The organism is Paenibacillus sp. VTT E-133291 (genome assembly GCF_002264395.1).
Lineage (GTDB): Bacteria > Bacillota > Bacilli > Paenibacillales > Paenibacillaceae > Paenibacillus_AQ > Paenibacillus_AQ nitricinens.
In genome coordinates this window covers 1-16,269 of sequence record NZ_NFVA01000120.1, presented here as the reverse complement: position 1 = coordinate 16,269, position 16,269 = coordinate 1, and the positions used below count along the sequence as shown (strand labels likewise).

General features: G+C 43.4%; 14 protein-coding genes. 13 read left to right on the top strand and 1 reads right to left on the bottom strand.

The window, feature by feature from the left end; translation table 11 throughout:
• Nucleotides 1–163 precede the first annotated feature (163 nt).
• A complete protein-coding gene (locus CA598_RS28640) occupies nt 164–913 on the bottom strand; it encodes an AraC family transcriptional regulator (RefSeq protein ID WP_094874521.1) in 750 nt (249 codons plus the stop codon).
• Nucleotides 914–1,239: 326 nt separating this feature from the next.
• Here CA598_RS28640 and CA598_RS28635 point away from each other — a divergent pair, with 326 nt between their 5' ends.
• The 13 genes from CA598_RS28635 (at nt 1,240) to CA598_RS28575 (ending at nt 16,174) form a co-directional block, all read left to right on the top strand.
• Nucleotides 1,240–2,379: a BMP family ABC transporter substrate-binding protein gene (locus CA598_RS28635; protein WP_094878679.1), complete on the top strand. Its 1,140-nt coding sequence runs from the start codon at nt 1,240–1,242 to the stop codon at nt 2,377–2,379.
• 102 nt (nt 2,380–2,481) lie between these two features.
• On the top strand, nt 2,482–4,044 hold the full coding sequence (locus CA598_RS28630) for an ABC transporter ATP-binding protein (protein ID WP_094878678.1): 1,563 nt from the start codon (nt 2,482–2,484) through the stop codon (nt 4,042–4,044).
• The gene (locus CA598_RS28625) at nt 4,037–5,083 is read left to right on the top strand and encodes an ABC transporter permease (RefSeq protein ID WP_094878677.1); all 1,047 of its coding nucleotides are present in this window, start codon (nt 4,037–4,039) and stop codon (nt 5,081–5,083) included. The genes CA598_RS28630 and CA598_RS28625 overlap by 8 nt, the downstream gene beginning before the upstream one ends.
• Nucleotides 5,080–6,018 carry an ABC transporter permease gene (locus CA598_RS28620; RefSeq protein ID WP_094874518.1) on the top strand — a complete coding sequence of 313 codons (939 nt, stop codon included), beginning with the start codon at nt 5,080–5,082 and terminating at the stop codon, nt 6,016–6,018. The genes CA598_RS28625 and CA598_RS28620 overlap by 4 nt, the downstream gene beginning before the upstream one ends.
• A gap of 44 nt (nt 6,019–6,062) precedes the next feature.
• The gene (locus CA598_RS28615) at nt 6,063–7,016 is read left to right on the top strand and encodes a nucleoside hydrolase (protein WP_094878676.1); all 954 of its coding nucleotides are present in this window, start codon (nt 6,063–6,065) and stop codon (nt 7,014–7,016) included.
• A gap of 3 nt (nt 7,017–7,019) precedes the next feature.
• Nucleotides 7,020–8,417, top strand: a complete 1,398-nt coding sequence (locus CA598_RS28610; protein WP_094878675.1) for an ADP-ribosylglycohydrolase family protein — start codon at nt 7,020–7,022, stop codon at nt 8,415–8,417.
• Nucleotides 8,418–8,791: 374 nt separating this feature from the next.
• A complete protein-coding gene (locus CA598_RS28605) occupies nt 8,792–9,553 on the top strand; it encodes a methionine ABC transporter ATP-binding protein (protein WP_094878681.1) in 762 nt (253 codons plus the stop codon).
• On the top strand, nt 9,546–10,208 hold the full coding sequence (locus CA598_RS28600; protein WP_094878674.1) for a methionine ABC transporter permease: 663 nt from the start codon (nt 9,546–9,548) through the stop codon (nt 10,206–10,208). Before CA598_RS28605 ends, CA598_RS28600 begins: the two co-directional genes overlap by 8 nt.
• Before the next feature lie 65 nt (nt 10,209–10,273).
• On the top strand, nt 10,274–11,101 hold the full coding sequence (locus tag CA598_RS28595) for a MetQ/NlpA family ABC transporter substrate-binding protein (RefSeq protein ID WP_094878673.1): 828 nt from the start codon (nt 10,274–10,276) through the stop codon (nt 11,099–11,101).
• 131 nt (nt 11,102–11,232) lie between these two features.
• Nucleotides 11,233–11,907 (top strand): ABC transporter ATP-binding protein, encoded by a 675-nt coding sequence (locus tag CA598_RS28590; RefSeq protein WP_094878672.1) that lies wholly within the window; start codon nt 11,233–11,235, stop codon nt 11,905–11,907.
• Entirely contained in the window at nt 11,907–14,405 is a 2,499-nt protein-coding gene (locus CA598_RS28585; protein WP_094878671.1) for an ABC transporter permease, read from the top strand. Before CA598_RS28590 ends, CA598_RS28585 begins: the two co-directional genes overlap by 1 nt.
• 66 nt (nt 14,406–14,471) lie before the next feature.
• The gene (locus CA598_RS28580) at nt 14,472–15,149 is read left to right on the top strand and encodes a response regulator transcription factor (RefSeq protein ID WP_094878670.1); all 678 of its coding nucleotides are present in this window, start codon (nt 14,472–14,474) and stop codon (nt 15,147–15,149) included.
• A gap of 2 nt (nt 15,150–15,151) precedes the next feature.
• Nucleotides 15,152–16,174 carry a sensor histidine kinase gene (locus tag CA598_RS28575; protein WP_218832631.1) on the top strand — a complete coding sequence of 341 codons (1,023 nt, stop codon included), beginning with the start codon at nt 15,152–15,154 and terminating at the stop codon, nt 16,172–16,174.
• Nucleotides 16,175–16,269: the final 95 nt, after the last annotated feature.

Here is a 16,269-nt window from a genome sequence, read left to right as displayed (position 1 = left end):
CCGTGGAGGTTCGAGTCCTCTCGCCGGTATATCAAAAAGGTTTGTAAAGTCGCTTGTATAAGCAACTTTACAAACCTTTTTTCTTTGTCTTTGAGCTTTTATTCTTAAGCCGTTGAATTAGAGGCGTCTCTAATTCAACGGCCTTTTTGTGTGGAGTGTTGTTTTATTGACTGCTTAGGCGGAATGCTCGTGGAGTGAGACCAATTTCACGTTTAAACATATTGCAAAATTGGGCGTCATTCACAAACCCAGCAGCAGCTGATACTTCAGAGATATGCATTTGGGTATGTTGCAAGAGAGACTTTGCATAATCCAGACGTTTCAATAGTAGATAGCGTAGAGGTGAAGCACCGAATCGCTCTTTAAATAAATGGCGGAAACGATCATAGCTGTATCCAGACATCTCAGAAAGTGTTGCGACCGATAGCTTATGGCGGTAATGCTCATTCATATAGTTTAGAACATATTGGACTCTGTCTTCCGTTGGCGATTGAAACCCAGATGCGCTAAGAAGCCGTATCAGATGAACAGTGATTTCGCTCATTTGCAGGTTCAATAGTTCAGAGAATCCATCTTGTTTGCGCGTAAACTCTGCTTTCATTCGAAGCAAGATCTCTAGAACAGTATGGTCTTTATCATCTTCATATACGCCTTGCAAATTCTCCATATTTGGGTGATTTGAATGGAAGCCTACAAATAGTATAGTAGCATCCTCGCGATGGTTCTCGTCATGTTTATGATTGGGTGGTATTAGCGCGAATGAAGAAGAACGAAAATGATAACTTCGCGAACCTACATTAGTAGTTCCTAATCCGTTTAAATAATAGACTAGTTCATAACATTCATGTTGGTGTGGTGGAATATAGGTATTAACCTCATGTGCTGCATTTACAATATATAGAACACGATCCATGATGACCCTCCATTAATTATGTTTTAGCCGAATCGCACAAAAATATGACCGAAATCATATAATTATTTTCATTAATATTTGATATGATCGTATCAATAAATCCGGAAATTAGCAACCTGACTGGCCATCTCGTTCGGGAATTAGTCGGATTATTTGTGAAAATGATAATTTTATCTCTATTTTAGAGTCTATTTGTTAAAATCATTGAAATATTAACAATGTAACCTGCAATATGAGAGTTTCCATCTAAATCGTGAAACATACAACGGACTAAGAAGGAGAATCTCTCAAATTACTAACCAATTATAAATAGGGGGAATAGAAAAGTGAAAAAGAAAGTTCTTTCTTTGTTGTTACTAGTAGTAATGGTAATGGTCACAGCCTGTGGAAATAATACGTCGAGTAATGGATCTTCCGCGAATGCAGGATCTAATGCTGCTGAAGGTGGAGAAACAGGTTCAGGGGATAAACTCAAGGTCGTGCTATTGATTCCAGGTACGCTTGGGGATAAATCATTCTTTGACTCTGCGAATAGCGGTTTACAAAAGGTTAAGGATGAACTGGGTGCAGAAACAAAGGTTGTAGAAATGGGTGTCGATAAAACGAAATGGGAGCCTACGTTTAACGATATCGCCGCTGAGGACTGGGATGTTATTATTTCTGGCGGATCGGAAATTACAGAGATGTTTAATGCAACGGCTGAATTATATCCAGACAAAAAATTCATTAACTATGATACCGATATAGATGAAGCACCAGAGAATATGTACAACATGTCTTATGCGACAAATGAAGTATCTTTTCTGGCAGGTGCTGTAGCAGCACTAGCTACTCAATCTGATATGGCTAATGCTAATCCTGAGAATGTGATCGGATTTGTAGGCGGCATGGACATTCCAGGAATTAACGCTTTCTTGGTTGGCTACATTCAGGGCGCTCAATATGTTGATCCTGAGGTGAAGGTCGCTGTATCCTATGCTGGTGATTTCGTTAACCCGGCTAAAGGTAAGGAGCTTTCGTTGATTCAATACAACTCCGGTGTAGATGTTATTTTTAACGTAGCTGGCGGTACAGGTCTTGGGATCTTTGATGCAGCTAAAGAGAAGAAGAAATACGCTATTGGCGTAGACTCCGATCAGGCGATGTTGCTTAACACAACAGATAGCGAAAAAGCAAACTTGATTGTTACTTCTTCTATTAAAAAGATTGATATGGCTATTCTGGGTGCCGTGAAGAAATTACAAGAGGGTACGCTTGAAATGGGTAAACGTGATGTGTTGAGCTTTGTAGATGATGGTGTGGGCATTGCAGAAAATGATATCTATAAAAATATCTTCCCTGCCGATCTTCAGGCTAAAGTTGAAGAAGTGAAGCAAAAGCTGATCAACAAAGAAATTACAGTAGATAATGCTATGGGAATGGAAACCTCTGAAGTAGAAGCCATTCGTAACGCAGTTAAGCCTTAAGTATAGCTATAAAGTGATAAACCTACAGTTGGAGATTCTTCTTTCAGAAGAATTCCAGCTGTATATTTTTGCAGACCTCCAAGTCGAAAGGCGTTGAGACCTATGAACAAAGCTCTGCTGGAAATGCGGGGAATTACCAAGGTGTATCCCAATGGTGTCGTTGCAAATAAAGACGTGCATTTTTCTTTACGTGAGGGAGAAATTCATGCGATTGCGGGCGAAAACGGCGCTGGTAAATCAACTTTAATGAAGATCATGTTCGGCATGGAAGAGCCTAGTGAAGGTGAAATCTTTATCAAGGGTGAAAAAGTGAAGCTGCAATCTGCTCAGGATGCCATTGATAGAGGAATTGGTATGGTCCACCAGCATTTTATGCTGGTCCCTTCTTTTACGGTAGCAGAGAACATGGTGCTGGGTATGGAGCCCCGTAAGGGGGTTGGCATCCATTATGCAGAAGCTGTACGCATGACCGAAGAGACTGCGAAGAAATACAATTTGGCAGTGGATCCAAAAGCAAAAGTGGAGGATCTCACGGTTGGTATGAAGCAAAAGGTTGAAATTCTGAAGGCGCTGCTGCGAGGTGCAAAAATCCTCGTTCTGGATGAGCCGACCGCAGTGTTGACCCCGCAGGAAACAGAGGAATTGTTCCGGGAGCTTAAGCAGTTAAGAGAGCAGGGACATACGATTGTTTTTATTTCACACAAATTGAAAGAAGTGAAAGCGATCTGCGACAGAATTACGATCATGCGTAGTGGACGTAGTGAAGGTGTTTTCCAAACGAAGGATGTCACGGAGCAAGAAATCTCACGCCTTATGGTGGGCAGAGACGTCGTGTTGAAATACGACAAGGAGATTCTGTCTATTGGCGAGCCGGTACTCACTGTGCAAGGTCTAGGTGTAAATGATGCACACGGCAAAGCGTTGCTAACAGATATCAACTTTGCAGTACGCGGGGGACAAATTATCGGGATTGCTGGTGTAGAAGGGAATGGGCAGACACAGCTCATTGAGGCTCTTACGGGTAGCCTAAGAGGGGTCTCAAGCCAAGGCTCTGTGCTAGTGAAGGGAAAAGATATTCGTGAATCGGATATTTTGGATATTCGTAAGCTAGGCGTTTCCTATATCCCAGAGGATCGGATGCATCAAGGGATAGCCAGTGATGCGAGCATAGCGGATAATCTGCTGTCTACTCAGTATCGTACAAAAGATATGAATAAAGGTCCCTTTTTAAATGGATCACGAATTGCCAAGCTTGCAGTATCACTTGTAGAAGAATTTAAAGTCCGCTGTTCGGGACCTTCTCAGCCAATAGGAATGTTATCAGGTGGTAACATGCAGAAGGTAGTAGTGGCAAGAGAGTGTTCTACAGAACCGCAACTGCTTATTGCAGAGCAGCCGACACGGGGCGTGGATATAGGCGCGGCCCAATTCATACATCAAAAGCTGTTGGAGCTGCGCTCAGACGATTGCGCTATTTTGCTAGTGTCAGCAGACTTAAATGAGATCTTGGAGATCAGCGATAATCTACTAGTGATGTATGAAGGAAAGATTGTTGCCTTTTTCGAGGAGCCTTCCAAGGTTAGTGAAGAAGAATTAGGGCTTTATATGCTAGGGATTCATCGACAGGACGAGGAGCAAATCAGGAGGGCCGTAAATCATGTTTAAAGTAAAATATTTTGAATACATTCGAACATCGGCAGTCATCGTAATTGCACTCGCTATTGCTTTTCTGATCATCTCATTGGTCAGCAATCAGCCGGTGAAGACAATTGGGATATTCCTATTTGAGCCGCTATCCAGTAAAGGCCATATCGGTAATGTGATTGAGATGGCCATTCCGCTCATGTTCACTGGGTTAGCAGTTTCTTTGTTGTTCCGGGCAAATATGTTCAACTTGGGAGCTGAAGGGATTTTCTATTTCTCCGGTGTTGTAACTTCCGTGTTGGCTATTCATTTAACGCTGGACGGGTGGCTTCATCCGATCGTAGCTATTGCTGCGGGTTCGATTGTAGGAGCGTTGCTCTCGGCAATACCCGGCATCCTCAAAGCCAAATGGAATGCCAATGAGCTGGTTACATCCTTGATGTTCAATAATATTTTGTTTGGAGTAGGTTTATATCTATTGAACTATCACTTACGTGATGCAAAAGCATTTGCCAATGTATCCTACAAATTCGAGAAAACGGCACTGCTGAGTAAAATGGTACCTGGCACCCGTATTCATACCGGACTTATTATCGTTATCGTGCTTATTATTGCAGCACATTTATTCCTATACAAGACTAAATGGGGATATGAGCTGCGAATGACAGGCATCAACCGGAACTTTGCACGTTATTCAGGCATGAGGACCGCGAAGGTTATTATACTGGTTCACTTGATTGCTGGTTTTATCGCGGGGATGGGGGGTTCCGTAGAAGTGCTAGGGATGTACAACCGATTCCAATGGACCTCGTTACCAGGTTATGGTTTAGATGGTGCTCTTGTAGCGATGTTAGCCAAGAATAATCCGCTATCCGTAATCGGTGCAGCATTATTCCTTGCGTATATCCGGATCGGAGCCGATATGATGGCACGTCTGTCTGATGTACCTTCAGAGATGATTTCTATTATACAGGCGATTATCATTCTTCTGATTTCAGCAGAGCAATTTCTGAAGTTCTGGAAAAATCGGATGCTCTTGAAGGAGGCGAAGGAAGCGTGAACAGCTTGTTTGATGTAATTTTTACGACTGACTTTGCGTTTTCTGTTCTTCGGGTGACGACACCGATTCTATTCGCCGCATTGGGAGCGTTAATCTCTAATAGGGCTGGTATCATCAACATTGGTATGGAAGGCATCATGCTTGTCGCGGCGTTAGCCGGTGTCATTGTAAGCAGCTACACGCATAGTGCGTGGGTAGGTTTACTCGGGGCCGTGATGTCCGGAACACTGATCGCTGGAATATTAGCTTTTTTCACACTGAAATTCAAAACACATATCATTCTCGGCGGTGTAGCTATTAATATGTTCGCTTCTGGAGGAACCGTGTTTATTCTTTATTTACTTAGTGGAGATAAGGGATCTTCTACTTCTCTGGCGAGTAAAGTGCTGCCTAGCGTAGACATTCCTTTGCTGAAGGATATTCCCGTGCTGGGGCCGATTTTATCAGGGCATCACATTTTGACCTATGTATCTATCATTGCTGTGTTTGTTGTCTACTATCTCTTAAACCGTACACCGCTTGGTCTGCGCATTCGTTCAGTGGGTGAAAATCCACACGCAGCTCAATCTGTAGGTGTAAGTGTTGTGAAAATACAGTATATGGCTTTGCTGCTTAGTGGATTTTTCGCTGGTTTGGGTGGGGCATACATGTCGATGGGTTACCTGTCACTGTTCACTCGCGATATGATCGCTGGTCGGGGCTGGATTGCCATTGCGGCAGAGTCTATGGGGAGAAGTACGACAGTAGGTACGGCGTTAACTTCTCTTTTATTTGGTACCGCAGATGCATTGTCGAATGCGCTTCAGGTGCTGAAAATTCCTGCGGAGCTAATCGGCACGCTTCCTTATGTAGCAACGGTAATTGGACTAGTGATCTATGCCGTATCTGAGACACGGAAGAAGAACAAAAAGCTAAAGAGCCCGCTAATGAAATAGCGATAGAAATAACGAGGATTTATACAACTAAGGAGTGAATGACTATGCGAACACCTATTATTATTGACTGCGATCCAGGGCATGATGACGCAATCGCTATCCTGCTTGCAATAGCAAATTCGGAGAAGCTGGATCTGCGCGGGATTACAACGGTTGGTGGAAACCAGATCCTCGATAAAATTACAGAAAACGCACTTAAAGTGATCAGCTTTGTGAATGCTGATATTCCTGTAGCCAAAGGGGCTGCGGGTCCGCTGTTCGGCAAGCTTGTTACTGGTGAGGAAGCACATGGTGAATCAGGCATGGACGGCCCACTATTGCCACCAAGTAAATTCCGGCCTGTAGAAGAAGGCGCTGTGGAATTTATGCTGAATATTATCCGTTCTTCGGAGGAGAAGATTACGCTCGTACCGATGGCTCCTTTAACAAATATCGCCCTGCTAATCACTGCTTATCCAGAGATTAAGGAAAGAATTGAAAAGATTTCACTGATGGGCGGAGGAATTTCTTATGGAAATGTAACCTCTACTGCGGAGTTTAACATCTATGTAGATCCTGAAGCTGCTCGTATCGTGTTTGAGTCGGGTATTCCGATTACGATGAGTGGTCTGGATGTGACTGATAAGGCAGCCATTTTCGAAGATGAGATCGCAGCATTGAAAGAGCGTGGGCCAGTGTCCACTATGGTCGGAGAGCTGTTAGATTTCTATTCGATCTTCGGAAAGAAAATGGGCTATGTCGGTAGTGCACTGCATGATCCATGCGCCGTAGCTTGGCTCTTGCATCCAGAACTGTTTGAATCCGAGCATCTATATGTAACGGTAGAGACAGAAGGCAAGCTAACACGTGGAATGACGGTTGCAGACAAACGAAAGAAGACAGATCGTCCAGCAAATGTAGAAGTTCTGGTGGGAGTAGACCGGGAAGCATTTATGAAACTGATCTTTGATTCACTGGAAAAGCTAGATCAAGAGCTGCTTGCGGCTGAAGGGAATTAACCTATGGCAGGATGGGAGAGACTTCAGGAGACGGTTCAGTTTGAATTGGTTCAGCGTGGAGAAGAAGGCTGCAGGATTAACGGCTTCGCGGATAAACTAGCTGCTGCAGGTGCCGATGAGATTAAGCTGATGCAAGTATACAACGAGTTGATGGAGCTCACGGTTGCTGAGGACTTTCCTTATGAAGAGCCGTCTTCACTGGAAGAGATTCGTCGTCTACGTCCAGAAGGTCCACGCAAGCTTGAGGCTGACTGGAGCGAAGCAGAATGGAGAGATAAGTTCTACGGAGCTTGGCTAGGTAGAAGCGTCGGTTGCGCACTTGGCAAACCATTGGAGTATTGGGACTACCTCTACGGTAAAGATGGACGCCCGGGCTGGGAGAATATTGAGCTGTGGTTCCGGGGTGCGGACGCATGGCCAATTACTGGTTATACGCCTGGGCATTCGCGGGCAGAGGCAGAATATGGCCTTGGTTTAAGTGATTGGACGTATGCGAGTACCAGCGAGACTATTAAGTTTATGGAGAGCGATGATGATATTCGTTACACGGTTCTAGGCCTTATGTTGCTGGAGCAGAAGGGGCTGGACTGGGATTCTTGGGATATCGGGAAGCTCTGGCATAAATATCTGACATATGCTCAGGTATGTACGGCAGAGACACAGTCGTATATGAATTTTGCACAGGAGACGTCTCATCTGCATGGTGAGAAGCCTGCGGATTGGTTGGCTCGGCAGGAAAGAGTGCGGATGCACTTAAATCCTTACCGGGAATGGATTGGTGCGGCAATACGCGCAGACGGGCTGGCTTATGGTGCGGCGGGTCATCCTGAGCTTGCGGCGGAGTTAGGCTGGCGCGATGCTTCTTTTTCACATGTGAAGAACGGGATCTATGGCGAAATGTTTAATGCGGCGATGATTTCGGCAGCTTTTGCTGAAAAAGATAACGAGCGTATTCTTGAGATTGCTCTTAGTGAGATCCCTAGTACTAGCCGTCTGGCAAGTGACGTTCTACGGGGTATAGATATTGCACAGAAGGCCAAGAGTGAGCGTGAATTAGTGAGTAAAATTTGGGATACATTCAGTCATTATGATGCGGTGCATACCAATAATAATGCAGCTCTTGTGGCTGCTTCGCTAGTCTATGGCGGGAATGATTTTGAAAAAGCGGTCGTTACATCCGTTTACGGCGGAATGGATACAGACTGTAATGGTGCTACAGTTGGTTCTATTATGGGAGCGAAGCTTGGAGCAAGTGTGCTGCCGGCTTCGTGGGTTGAACCGCTCCATGATACGCTATATGCGGATCTGCCTGGGTTCCATCCGATAGCGATTTCGGAATGCGCGGAGCGAAGCTATCAGGTGTTCTTGAAGATTCGCAAGGAGCTTGACGGAAAGTCTTAGATCAGGGAATGCGAATAGAAAAAAAAGGATGTCTTAAGCTATCGAGCTTAGACATCCTTTTTTTCGTAGCTATCTAGTTCTTGAAATAGATGTAACAGGGGTTTAGGAGTTAGGTAACAGGAGAATCCTGATTTGAAGAGGGTGTTGTACAGTAATTTATTAGGGAGATAAACACTTAAAAATAGCCCGGTATAAAGGGTTTTTATGTTATCACTATTTTTTCCTGATATATCATTTGAAGAAAAATGATGACACAGAACATAAAATGCCTTATTATTTAAAGAGATTTTTAGTAAAACAGTTTTTAAATAATTATAGTACAAACCTTGGCTTAGAAGGTTCCAGTATAAATGGAAAGGAAGGGGGAGTTTGCAATCCTATCGCTGAGTGGGGTGAGTAAAGCCTTCAAGCTGAAGGACGGCATGTATCAGGCGGTGGATGATGTATCGCTGGATGTGAAGAAAGGATCGATTCACGGGATTATTGGTGAAAGCGGTGCAGGGAAATCCACACTGCTGCGACTAATTAATCTGCTGGAAAAGCCGGACCAAGGGACAGTAACCGTAGAAGGGCAACATTTAACCGGAATGCCGAGTAAACAGCTACGGAAAGCTAGGGAAAAGATTGGGATGATTTTTCAGCAATTTAATCTGGTCAATAACGTCACGGTAAGCGGCAACATTTCGATCCCTCTGGAACTGGCAGGGGTGCCGAAGCGTGAACGGATGAAGCGGGTGAAGGAATGTCTCGATTTTGTCGGATTGGCTGATAAGGCAGAGCAATATCCCGCACAGCTAAGTGGAGGACAGCGACAACGTGTAGCGATCGCCCGGGCGCTTTCTAACAGTCCAGGACTATTGCTATGTGACGAACCAACATCCTCACTAGATCCAGGAACAACTGCGGATATTCTGAATGTCCTGAAGCATATTAATGGGGGCCTTGGGGTTACTGTAGTGATTGTTACGCATGAGATGGATGTTGTCAAAAGCATTTGCACGCACGTATCCGTAATGGAAAAGGGTCGAATCGTAGATTCGTTCTCTCGCGATGACGGTGATTTCCGGCCTGCTGCAGTTCGTACTGGCTCGTACCGGGATCAAATTCTGGGTAAAGCGGGGGAAACTCATGTTTGATAGTGTACTTCAATATCAGGCACAGATGTGGGAGTCGATTGGAGAAACTTTTATAATGGTCGGCATTTCTGTTGGTGCCGCACTGCTGCTGGGGCTTCCGCTCGGGACGTTGTTGTTCTTTTGCCGAAAAGGGCAGCTCTATGAGAATAAAACATTGTCACTGGTGCTTAACAGCATCGTAAATATTATCCGTTCATTTCCATTCCTGCTGCTTGTCGTTGCACTTATTCCCGTCACTCGTTTCCTTGTCGGAACTGCGATTGGAACAATGGCAGCCACGGTTCCATTATCCATAGTTGCTATTGCTTATTACTCTCGTCTGGTGGAGCAGTCTTTGCTGGAGGTTCCTAAAGGAGTCATAGAAGCGGCGTTGTCTATGGGAGCCTCGAAGCTGGGGTTGATCTTTAAATTCCTGTATGTAGAGGCCCGTTCGGGTCTGGTGCTCGGACTTACTACCTCTACCATTAGTTTTATCTCTTATTCGACCGTAATGGGGGTTGTTGGAGGGGGCGGGGTTGGCGATTTTGCGATCCGTTATGGCTATCAGCGTTTTGAGACTGAAGTGATGATCTATGCGATTGTTGTGATGATTGTATTAGTTCAGATGGTTCAATTCACAGGAGGAACGATTTCGCGGCTGTTAGATAAGCGTTGATCCTGTACTTCAAATATATGTAATACAAAATGATTGAATATATAAACTGGGGGTTAGTTGTAGTAATGAAAAAGTCAATGATAATTGTGCTAATGTTAATGGTATTGGTAGTAGCGGGTTGTGGTTCTAATAATGCAGCCGAGAACAATTCTGCCAAAGGTAGCGATGATCTAACCAAATTAAAGATTGCTACTTTGATTCCACCAATGACGGAAATTCTGGACATTGTAAAGCCACTTCTGAAGGAAGATGGTATTGATCTTGAAATTGTTGTGCTGTCTGACAATGTGCAGCCTAATGAAGCTTTGGCGAATAAAGAGGTAGATGCTAACTTTTTCCAACACGTTCCTTATATGAAGCAGTTTAATGAAAGTAAAGGCTCCAATCTAGTAGAGGTACAGCCTGTCTATGACGCTATTTATGGTGGATACTCCAAGCGCTACAAGAATGTTGCGGATCTTCCTGAAGGCGCAACACTTGTAATGGCTAATGACCCTTCCAATATCGGTCGTTCCTTACAAATGTTCGCTGCAGCCGATCTCATTAAGCTAAAAGAAGGCGTAGGGATCAAGGCTACACAAGCAGACATTACTGAGAATCCAAAAAACTTTAAGTTTGAGGAAGTAGATCTGTTGATGTTGGCTCGTATGCTGGATGATGGCGATCTAGTAGCAATGACCCCGGCTTATGCTAGCCCACTTGGGTTGACACCGAAGAAAGATGCACTGATTACAGAAGGCGCGGATTCTGAATTCACAATTACCTTAGTTGCGCGTGAAGACAACAAGGATTCTGATGCCATTCAGAAGTTGGCTAAACGGATTAGCGGACCAGAAGTGAAGAAATTCCTTGAGGATAATTACGCGGATATCGCGTTGCCTGCTTTTAAATAAGCTTAAATAGTTAGATTAGTAATTCAACGAGACTTGTCCATTATGGGCAAGTCTTTTTTTGTGTCACTAGAATGTAAGAACTGCTCTATATAATGGGTTGTAGAATAACAAAGCGGAATGGAGATGGGGATATGTCTGTACTTAGCGCAATTAATCTCACAAAACATTACGGTAAGGGTACTAACCTGGTCAAGGCACTAGATGGTATTAACGTAGAGATACACAACGGTGAATTTATAGCGATTGTCGGGACATCAGGAAGTGGGAAGTCAACGCTCTTACATATGCTTGGCGGACTTGATCGGGCAACTGATGGACAAGTGATCATAGATGGAAAGAATATTTTTAGGATGAAGGATGATGAGTTAACCGTATTTAGGAGAAGAAAAATTGGATTTGTGTTTCAGAACTACAATCTGGTGCCGATTCTGAATGTATACGAGAATATAGTGCTACCCATAGAGCTGGATGGAAACAAAATAGATAAGGATTTCGTGGATCATATTGTGAATACGTTAGGTCTCTCGCAAAAATTGGACAACCTCCCAGGTCACCTATCAGGCGGTCAGCAGCAAAGGGTAGCTATCGCACGGGCCTTGGCAGCTAAACCTTCCATTATCCTAGCAGATGAACCTACAGGGAACTTGGACAGCATTACTAGTCAGGAGGTCATTGGATTACTCAAAGTAACTAGCAGACAGTTTAATCAGACGATTCTAATGATTACTCATAATGAAGAGATTGCTCAGCTTGCAGACCGGACCATCCGGATAGAGGACGGTAAAATTACTGGAGGGGCATTGTGATGATGTTTCCAAACAGCAATAAACCAATTGTTAAAAAGCTGACAAGCAGGAGCCTGAAAGCCAACCGGACCCGAAATCGGTTCGTAATTATAGCCATCGTGCTTACTACCTGGCTTATTACTTCTTTTTTTAGTATTGGACTTAGCAACTATAAAACCTTCGAAATGCAGCAATTGAAAATAAACGGGACCATGGCTGGTGCCTACTTGACCTCACCGTCAGAACAGCAATTAAACAAGTTAAAGGAACATTCCTATATTAAGACCATCGGACTTCAGTCCAAAGTGGGGGATGTTGTCAATACTCCTGAATGGGGAGACCTTAATTTAGCTTTGCTCTGGTATGACTCTACGGAATGGACAGAAATGCGTGTGCCTGTGATCGACGGATTAAAGGGCAAGTACCCAGAGAAGGACAATGAAATCGCCGTTCCATTATGGATATTACAGTCGTTGGGGATTAATGATCCGCAGTTAGGCATGAGCTTGCCATTTACTTACTCTGTTTCGCGAGATGGGGTGAAATCTCAAGAGAATAACAACTTCGTACTAAGTGGATGGTTTACCGATTACAGTCATGTCCGTACCGGGAATTCTGGAGCTATGCTGGTATCGGGGGCTTTTGCTACAGCTCATGGCGTAGATCTTAAGAATCCCAAAAATGCCACTATTCTATTTAATGAGAAAAACACGGATGAACTTATCTCGCGTTTGCAACAGGATATTACTTTAGAAAAAAATCAAAAGCTCGAACCTGTCTCTAACCAATCGTCTACCTCTTCAGATAGAACAGCGACTTTGATCGGTTATGCTGGAATTATATTATTTGTTATGTTGAGCGGATATTTATTAATTTATAATGTGCTTTATATTTCTGTCTCAAGGGATACAAGGTTCTACGGTCTACTTAGAACGCTAGGAACTACACAACTGCAGATTAAAAAAATAGTTAGGGCACAGGCTTCACGGTTAGCACTTATCGCTATCCCACTGGGACTTGCCGCAGGAGCTGTGACTTCCTTCGTAATGGTGCCGCTGGCTATGAGTACAATGGATTTGGATACGGGCGTGGTGATTTCTTTTCACCCGTTAATCTTTATTGGAGCTGCGTTGTTTGCTTGGTTGACCACCATGTTTAGCGCTATCAAACCTGCCTCTATCGCTGGCAAAGTCTCTCCAATAGAAGCGGTGAGATATACAGGTACGATGGTTAAAGCTAAGACGAAGCGGGGAACTGGCGGATCTAAGCTGCATCGACTGGCTTGGCGTAATATTTTTAGAGTGAAAAAAAGAGCGATGGTTGTATTTCTCTCTTTATTTCTCGGGCTGACAACTTTTCTGGTGATCAATACGCTTGTGCTTAGTATGAGTACAGATCATTTTATTGCTGAATACATGGATAACGATTTCACGCTGTCCAATCAGACGATGTCCTTTGGGTTTGAGGGGGAAATGAAAGCCAAGATTACAGAGGATATGATCAAGGAAATTCAGGATATAAAGGGATTAAAAGAGGTCTTCAAAGCTTATACCGGGATAGGTCAGATCAAGTATGATCCTAAGGTGTTCAGTAAGTATATGGATGAATTCGCAAAATCATATCACACAGATCGCCCTACCGATGAACAATTAGCTGTGCCTCAAAGCTTGTTCTCAATGACCCATGTTATTGGGTTAGACTCAGCTCAGGTTAAGAAGATGGAAGAGAAATTAGAAATCACTGTAGATATGGAACGCTTTGAAAAAGGTGAGATCGCCTTGCTGGACAATTTTAGTCTCAGTGGTCTTGAGATAGGAGATCTATTTCAAATAGGTCCTATAAACAGCGAAGCGACACAATCTTTCGATATTGGCGGGCTAGGTGACTTCAGCTCTCTAGGGTCGGCACATTTTGTAGCTCCGAATGTATACATCAGTCACACTGCAATGGAGAAATTTATGAAAAACCCACTTATAAGTAAAGTGTATATTAATGCTGACTCAGAAGACTGGAAGCAGATTACCGATCAATTGGAAGGACTCATCGGCGGAGATAGTGAGCTGAAGCTGGAGTCGAAGCTGTATATGGAAAAATTCATGGAATCGGCAAAGTTAACCTTTTACATTATGGGTGGCGGAATTGCGCTCATTCTAGCGCTGATTGGAATTTTGAATTACGTTAATATTATGTATACAGGAGTTGTAGCTCGGAAGCTGGAGTTCGCAGTGATGGAGAGCATCGGGATGACCTCTAAGCAGATGAGAAAGCTGTTGCTGTTTGAAGGAGCAGGTTATGCGATCATATCTACATTGCTAATCTCAACAATAGGCACATTAATCAGTTACGGTGCTTATAGCCTGTTCAGCCAAGAAGCTACTTATGCTGTGTTTAGCTTCCCAACCCTTCCGCTTTCAATTGCAATTGTACTCGTTTTTGTGGTTTGCCTGAGTGTTCCGCTTATTGCTTATAAGCAAATTAAAAAGGACAGCATTGTGGAACGTCTGCGGCAAATGGAATAGAGCTAATTAATTTACAGCGTAGCCTTCCTCTGCTTGTTACAATGATAGGTATTGAGGTGAGTTTCAATGACAACCATTCTAATAGTAGAGGATGACCGTCTCTTAAATGAGGGATTAAAGTTCATGCTTGAAAAAGAAAACCATAAGATTATTCAGGCCTATTCTTATCAAGAGGGCATCTCTGCGAATCAGGATCAGACCATCGGTCTGGTCCTTTTGGACATTAATCTCCCCGATGAGAGTGGCCTTATACTGTGTCGGGAAATTCGGCGAACGAGTTCCATTCCGGTTATATTTCTAACTGCCAACGATACGGAGCAGGATATGGTAGCTGGATTTGGGCTAGGAGCTGATGATTATATTGCGAAGCCATTTAGCATGGCCGTACTTTTGCAACGTGTTAAGGCTGTTCTCCGACGAACAGGCACTGATGGGGGCTCAGAGCTGTTTCATTACAAGGATATTACAATTAACTCAGCCAAAATGAAGATTTACAAATATGGACAAGAAATAAAACTAACCACTAATGAGTATCGTCTCCTTGCCATCTTAACCGAAAATAGCGGTCAAGTTCTTACTAGGAGGTTAATGCTGGAGAAGCTATGGGATATAGATGGTAATTTTGTGGATGAGAATACACTAAGCGTAAATATTCGTAGGCTGCGGTCTAAAATTGAGGATGATCCGAAAGATTGTCAATATATTAAAACTGTATTCGGTATCGGCTACACATGGGGAGAGTAAGGATGAAGAATCCCTTTACAAAAATTATTTGGAGCTCGTTCACCTTTTTTGCCGTAGCCGTTGTGTTGTTTGTATCTATGCTTATCTATTATAAGCCTGAGAGGCATGTAGTTATTGTATCCGTGGTGTTTATTAGCTTGATGGTTTTGCTGTTTATAAGTTTTGTGCTCGCGCTTCGTAAAGAAATGCTAAACACTCTATCTTCATTGTCGGGCTTGATTCAAGATCTTATTAATGGACAAATGACTCAGATGTTCCCGGTGCAGGAGGATACACTTCTCTCTAAATTACAGCATCAGGTTATTCAATTATCTGAGCTGTTGTCTTCGCAGAAGCAGCGCTACCGTGAAGAGAGTCAAGAAGTCAAAACATTGATCTCTGATATCTCTCATCAACTTAAGACTCCTTTAGCCAATTTAGGGATGTATAACAGCCTTCTTATGGATGAAGGACTGCCCGCTGAAACACGTAGTGAATTTACTCGCCATATGGGTAGCCAGATTGAGAAGCTGTCTTGGCTCATGGAGAATCTGATCAAGTTATCACGGCTCGAATCCGGTATTATAGAGCTTCATACGGAGAAGTATGGTCTTGAGAATACTGTGTTGTCAGCGATCAAACAGGCGTTTCCAGCAGCCGAGCAAAAGAATATAGTGATCTTACTGGAATCCGATCAGGGAATTACGCTGCAACATGATCCCAAGTGGACGGGAGAAGCTATCTATAACATCATCGATAATGCTCTGAAATATACGCTCGGGTCCTGCAGTGTTAGAATTACGATTCGCAGGTATGATCTTTTTGCAAGGATTGATGTTGCCGATGGTGGAATAGGAATTCCTGCCGCTGAGATGAATGACATTTTTAAACGATTTTACCGAGGTGCGGGTTCCAATGGAACTGAAGGTGTTGGCATAGGCCTTTATTTAGCCCGTAAAATTGTGACCGAGCAGGGTGGATATATAAAAGTGAGATCCGAGTTAAGTAAAGGAAGTGTTTTTTCTATATTTTTGCCGTTACGCTGATTCTGAATGTACTCGAAGCTTAGCCCCTAAATTGGGGGTTATTCTCAAAATATAAGAAAGTATATGTTTCACGTTATACATTATCCTTATATTTC

What these genes read in the sequence shown, in the direction of transcription:
- CA598_RS28615 (WP_094878676.1), top strand. Translation starts at nt 6,063, where the DNA reads ATGCGAACACCTATTATTATTGACTGCGATCCAGGGCATGATGACGCA.
- CA598_RS28610 (WP_094878675.1), top strand. Translation starts at nt 7,020, where the DNA reads ATGGCAGGATGGGAGAGACTTCAGGAGACGGTTCAGTTTGAATTGGTT.
- CA598_RS28580 (WP_094878670.1), top strand. Translation starts at nt 14,472, where the DNA reads ATGACAACCATTCTAATAGTAGAGGATGACCGTCTCTTAAATGAGGGA.
- CA598_RS28585 (WP_094878671.1), top strand. Translation starts at nt 11,907, where the DNA reads ATGATGTTTCCAAACAGCAATAAACCAATTGTTAAAAAGCTGACAAGC.
- CA598_RS28600 (WP_094878674.1), top strand. Translation starts at nt 9,546, where the DNA reads ATGTTTGATAGTGTACTTCAATATCAGGCACAGATGTGGGAGTCGATT.
- CA598_RS28625 (WP_094878677.1), top strand. Translation starts at nt 4,037, where the DNA reads ATGTTTAAAGTAAAATATTTTGAATACATTCGAACATCGGCAGTCATC.
- CA598_RS28590 (WP_094878672.1), top strand. Translation starts at nt 11,233, where the DNA reads ATGTCTGTACTTAGCGCAATTAATCTCACAAAACATTACGGTAAGGGT.
- CA598_RS28595 (WP_094878673.1), top strand. Translation starts at nt 10,274, where the DNA reads ATGAAAAAGTCAATGATAATTGTGCTAATGTTAATGGTATTGGTAGTA.
- CA598_RS28630 (WP_094878678.1), top strand. Translation starts at nt 2,482, where the DNA reads ATGAACAAAGCTCTGCTGGAAATGCGGGGAATTACCAAGGTGTATCCC.
- CA598_RS28575 (WP_218832631.1), top strand. Translation starts at nt 15,152, where the DNA reads ATGAAGAATCCCTTTACAAAAATTATTTGGAGCTCGTTCACCTTTTTT.
- CA598_RS28640 (WP_094874521.1), bottom strand. Translation starts at nt 913, where the DNA reads ATGGATCGTGTTCTATATATTGTAAATGCAGCACATGAGGTTAATACC.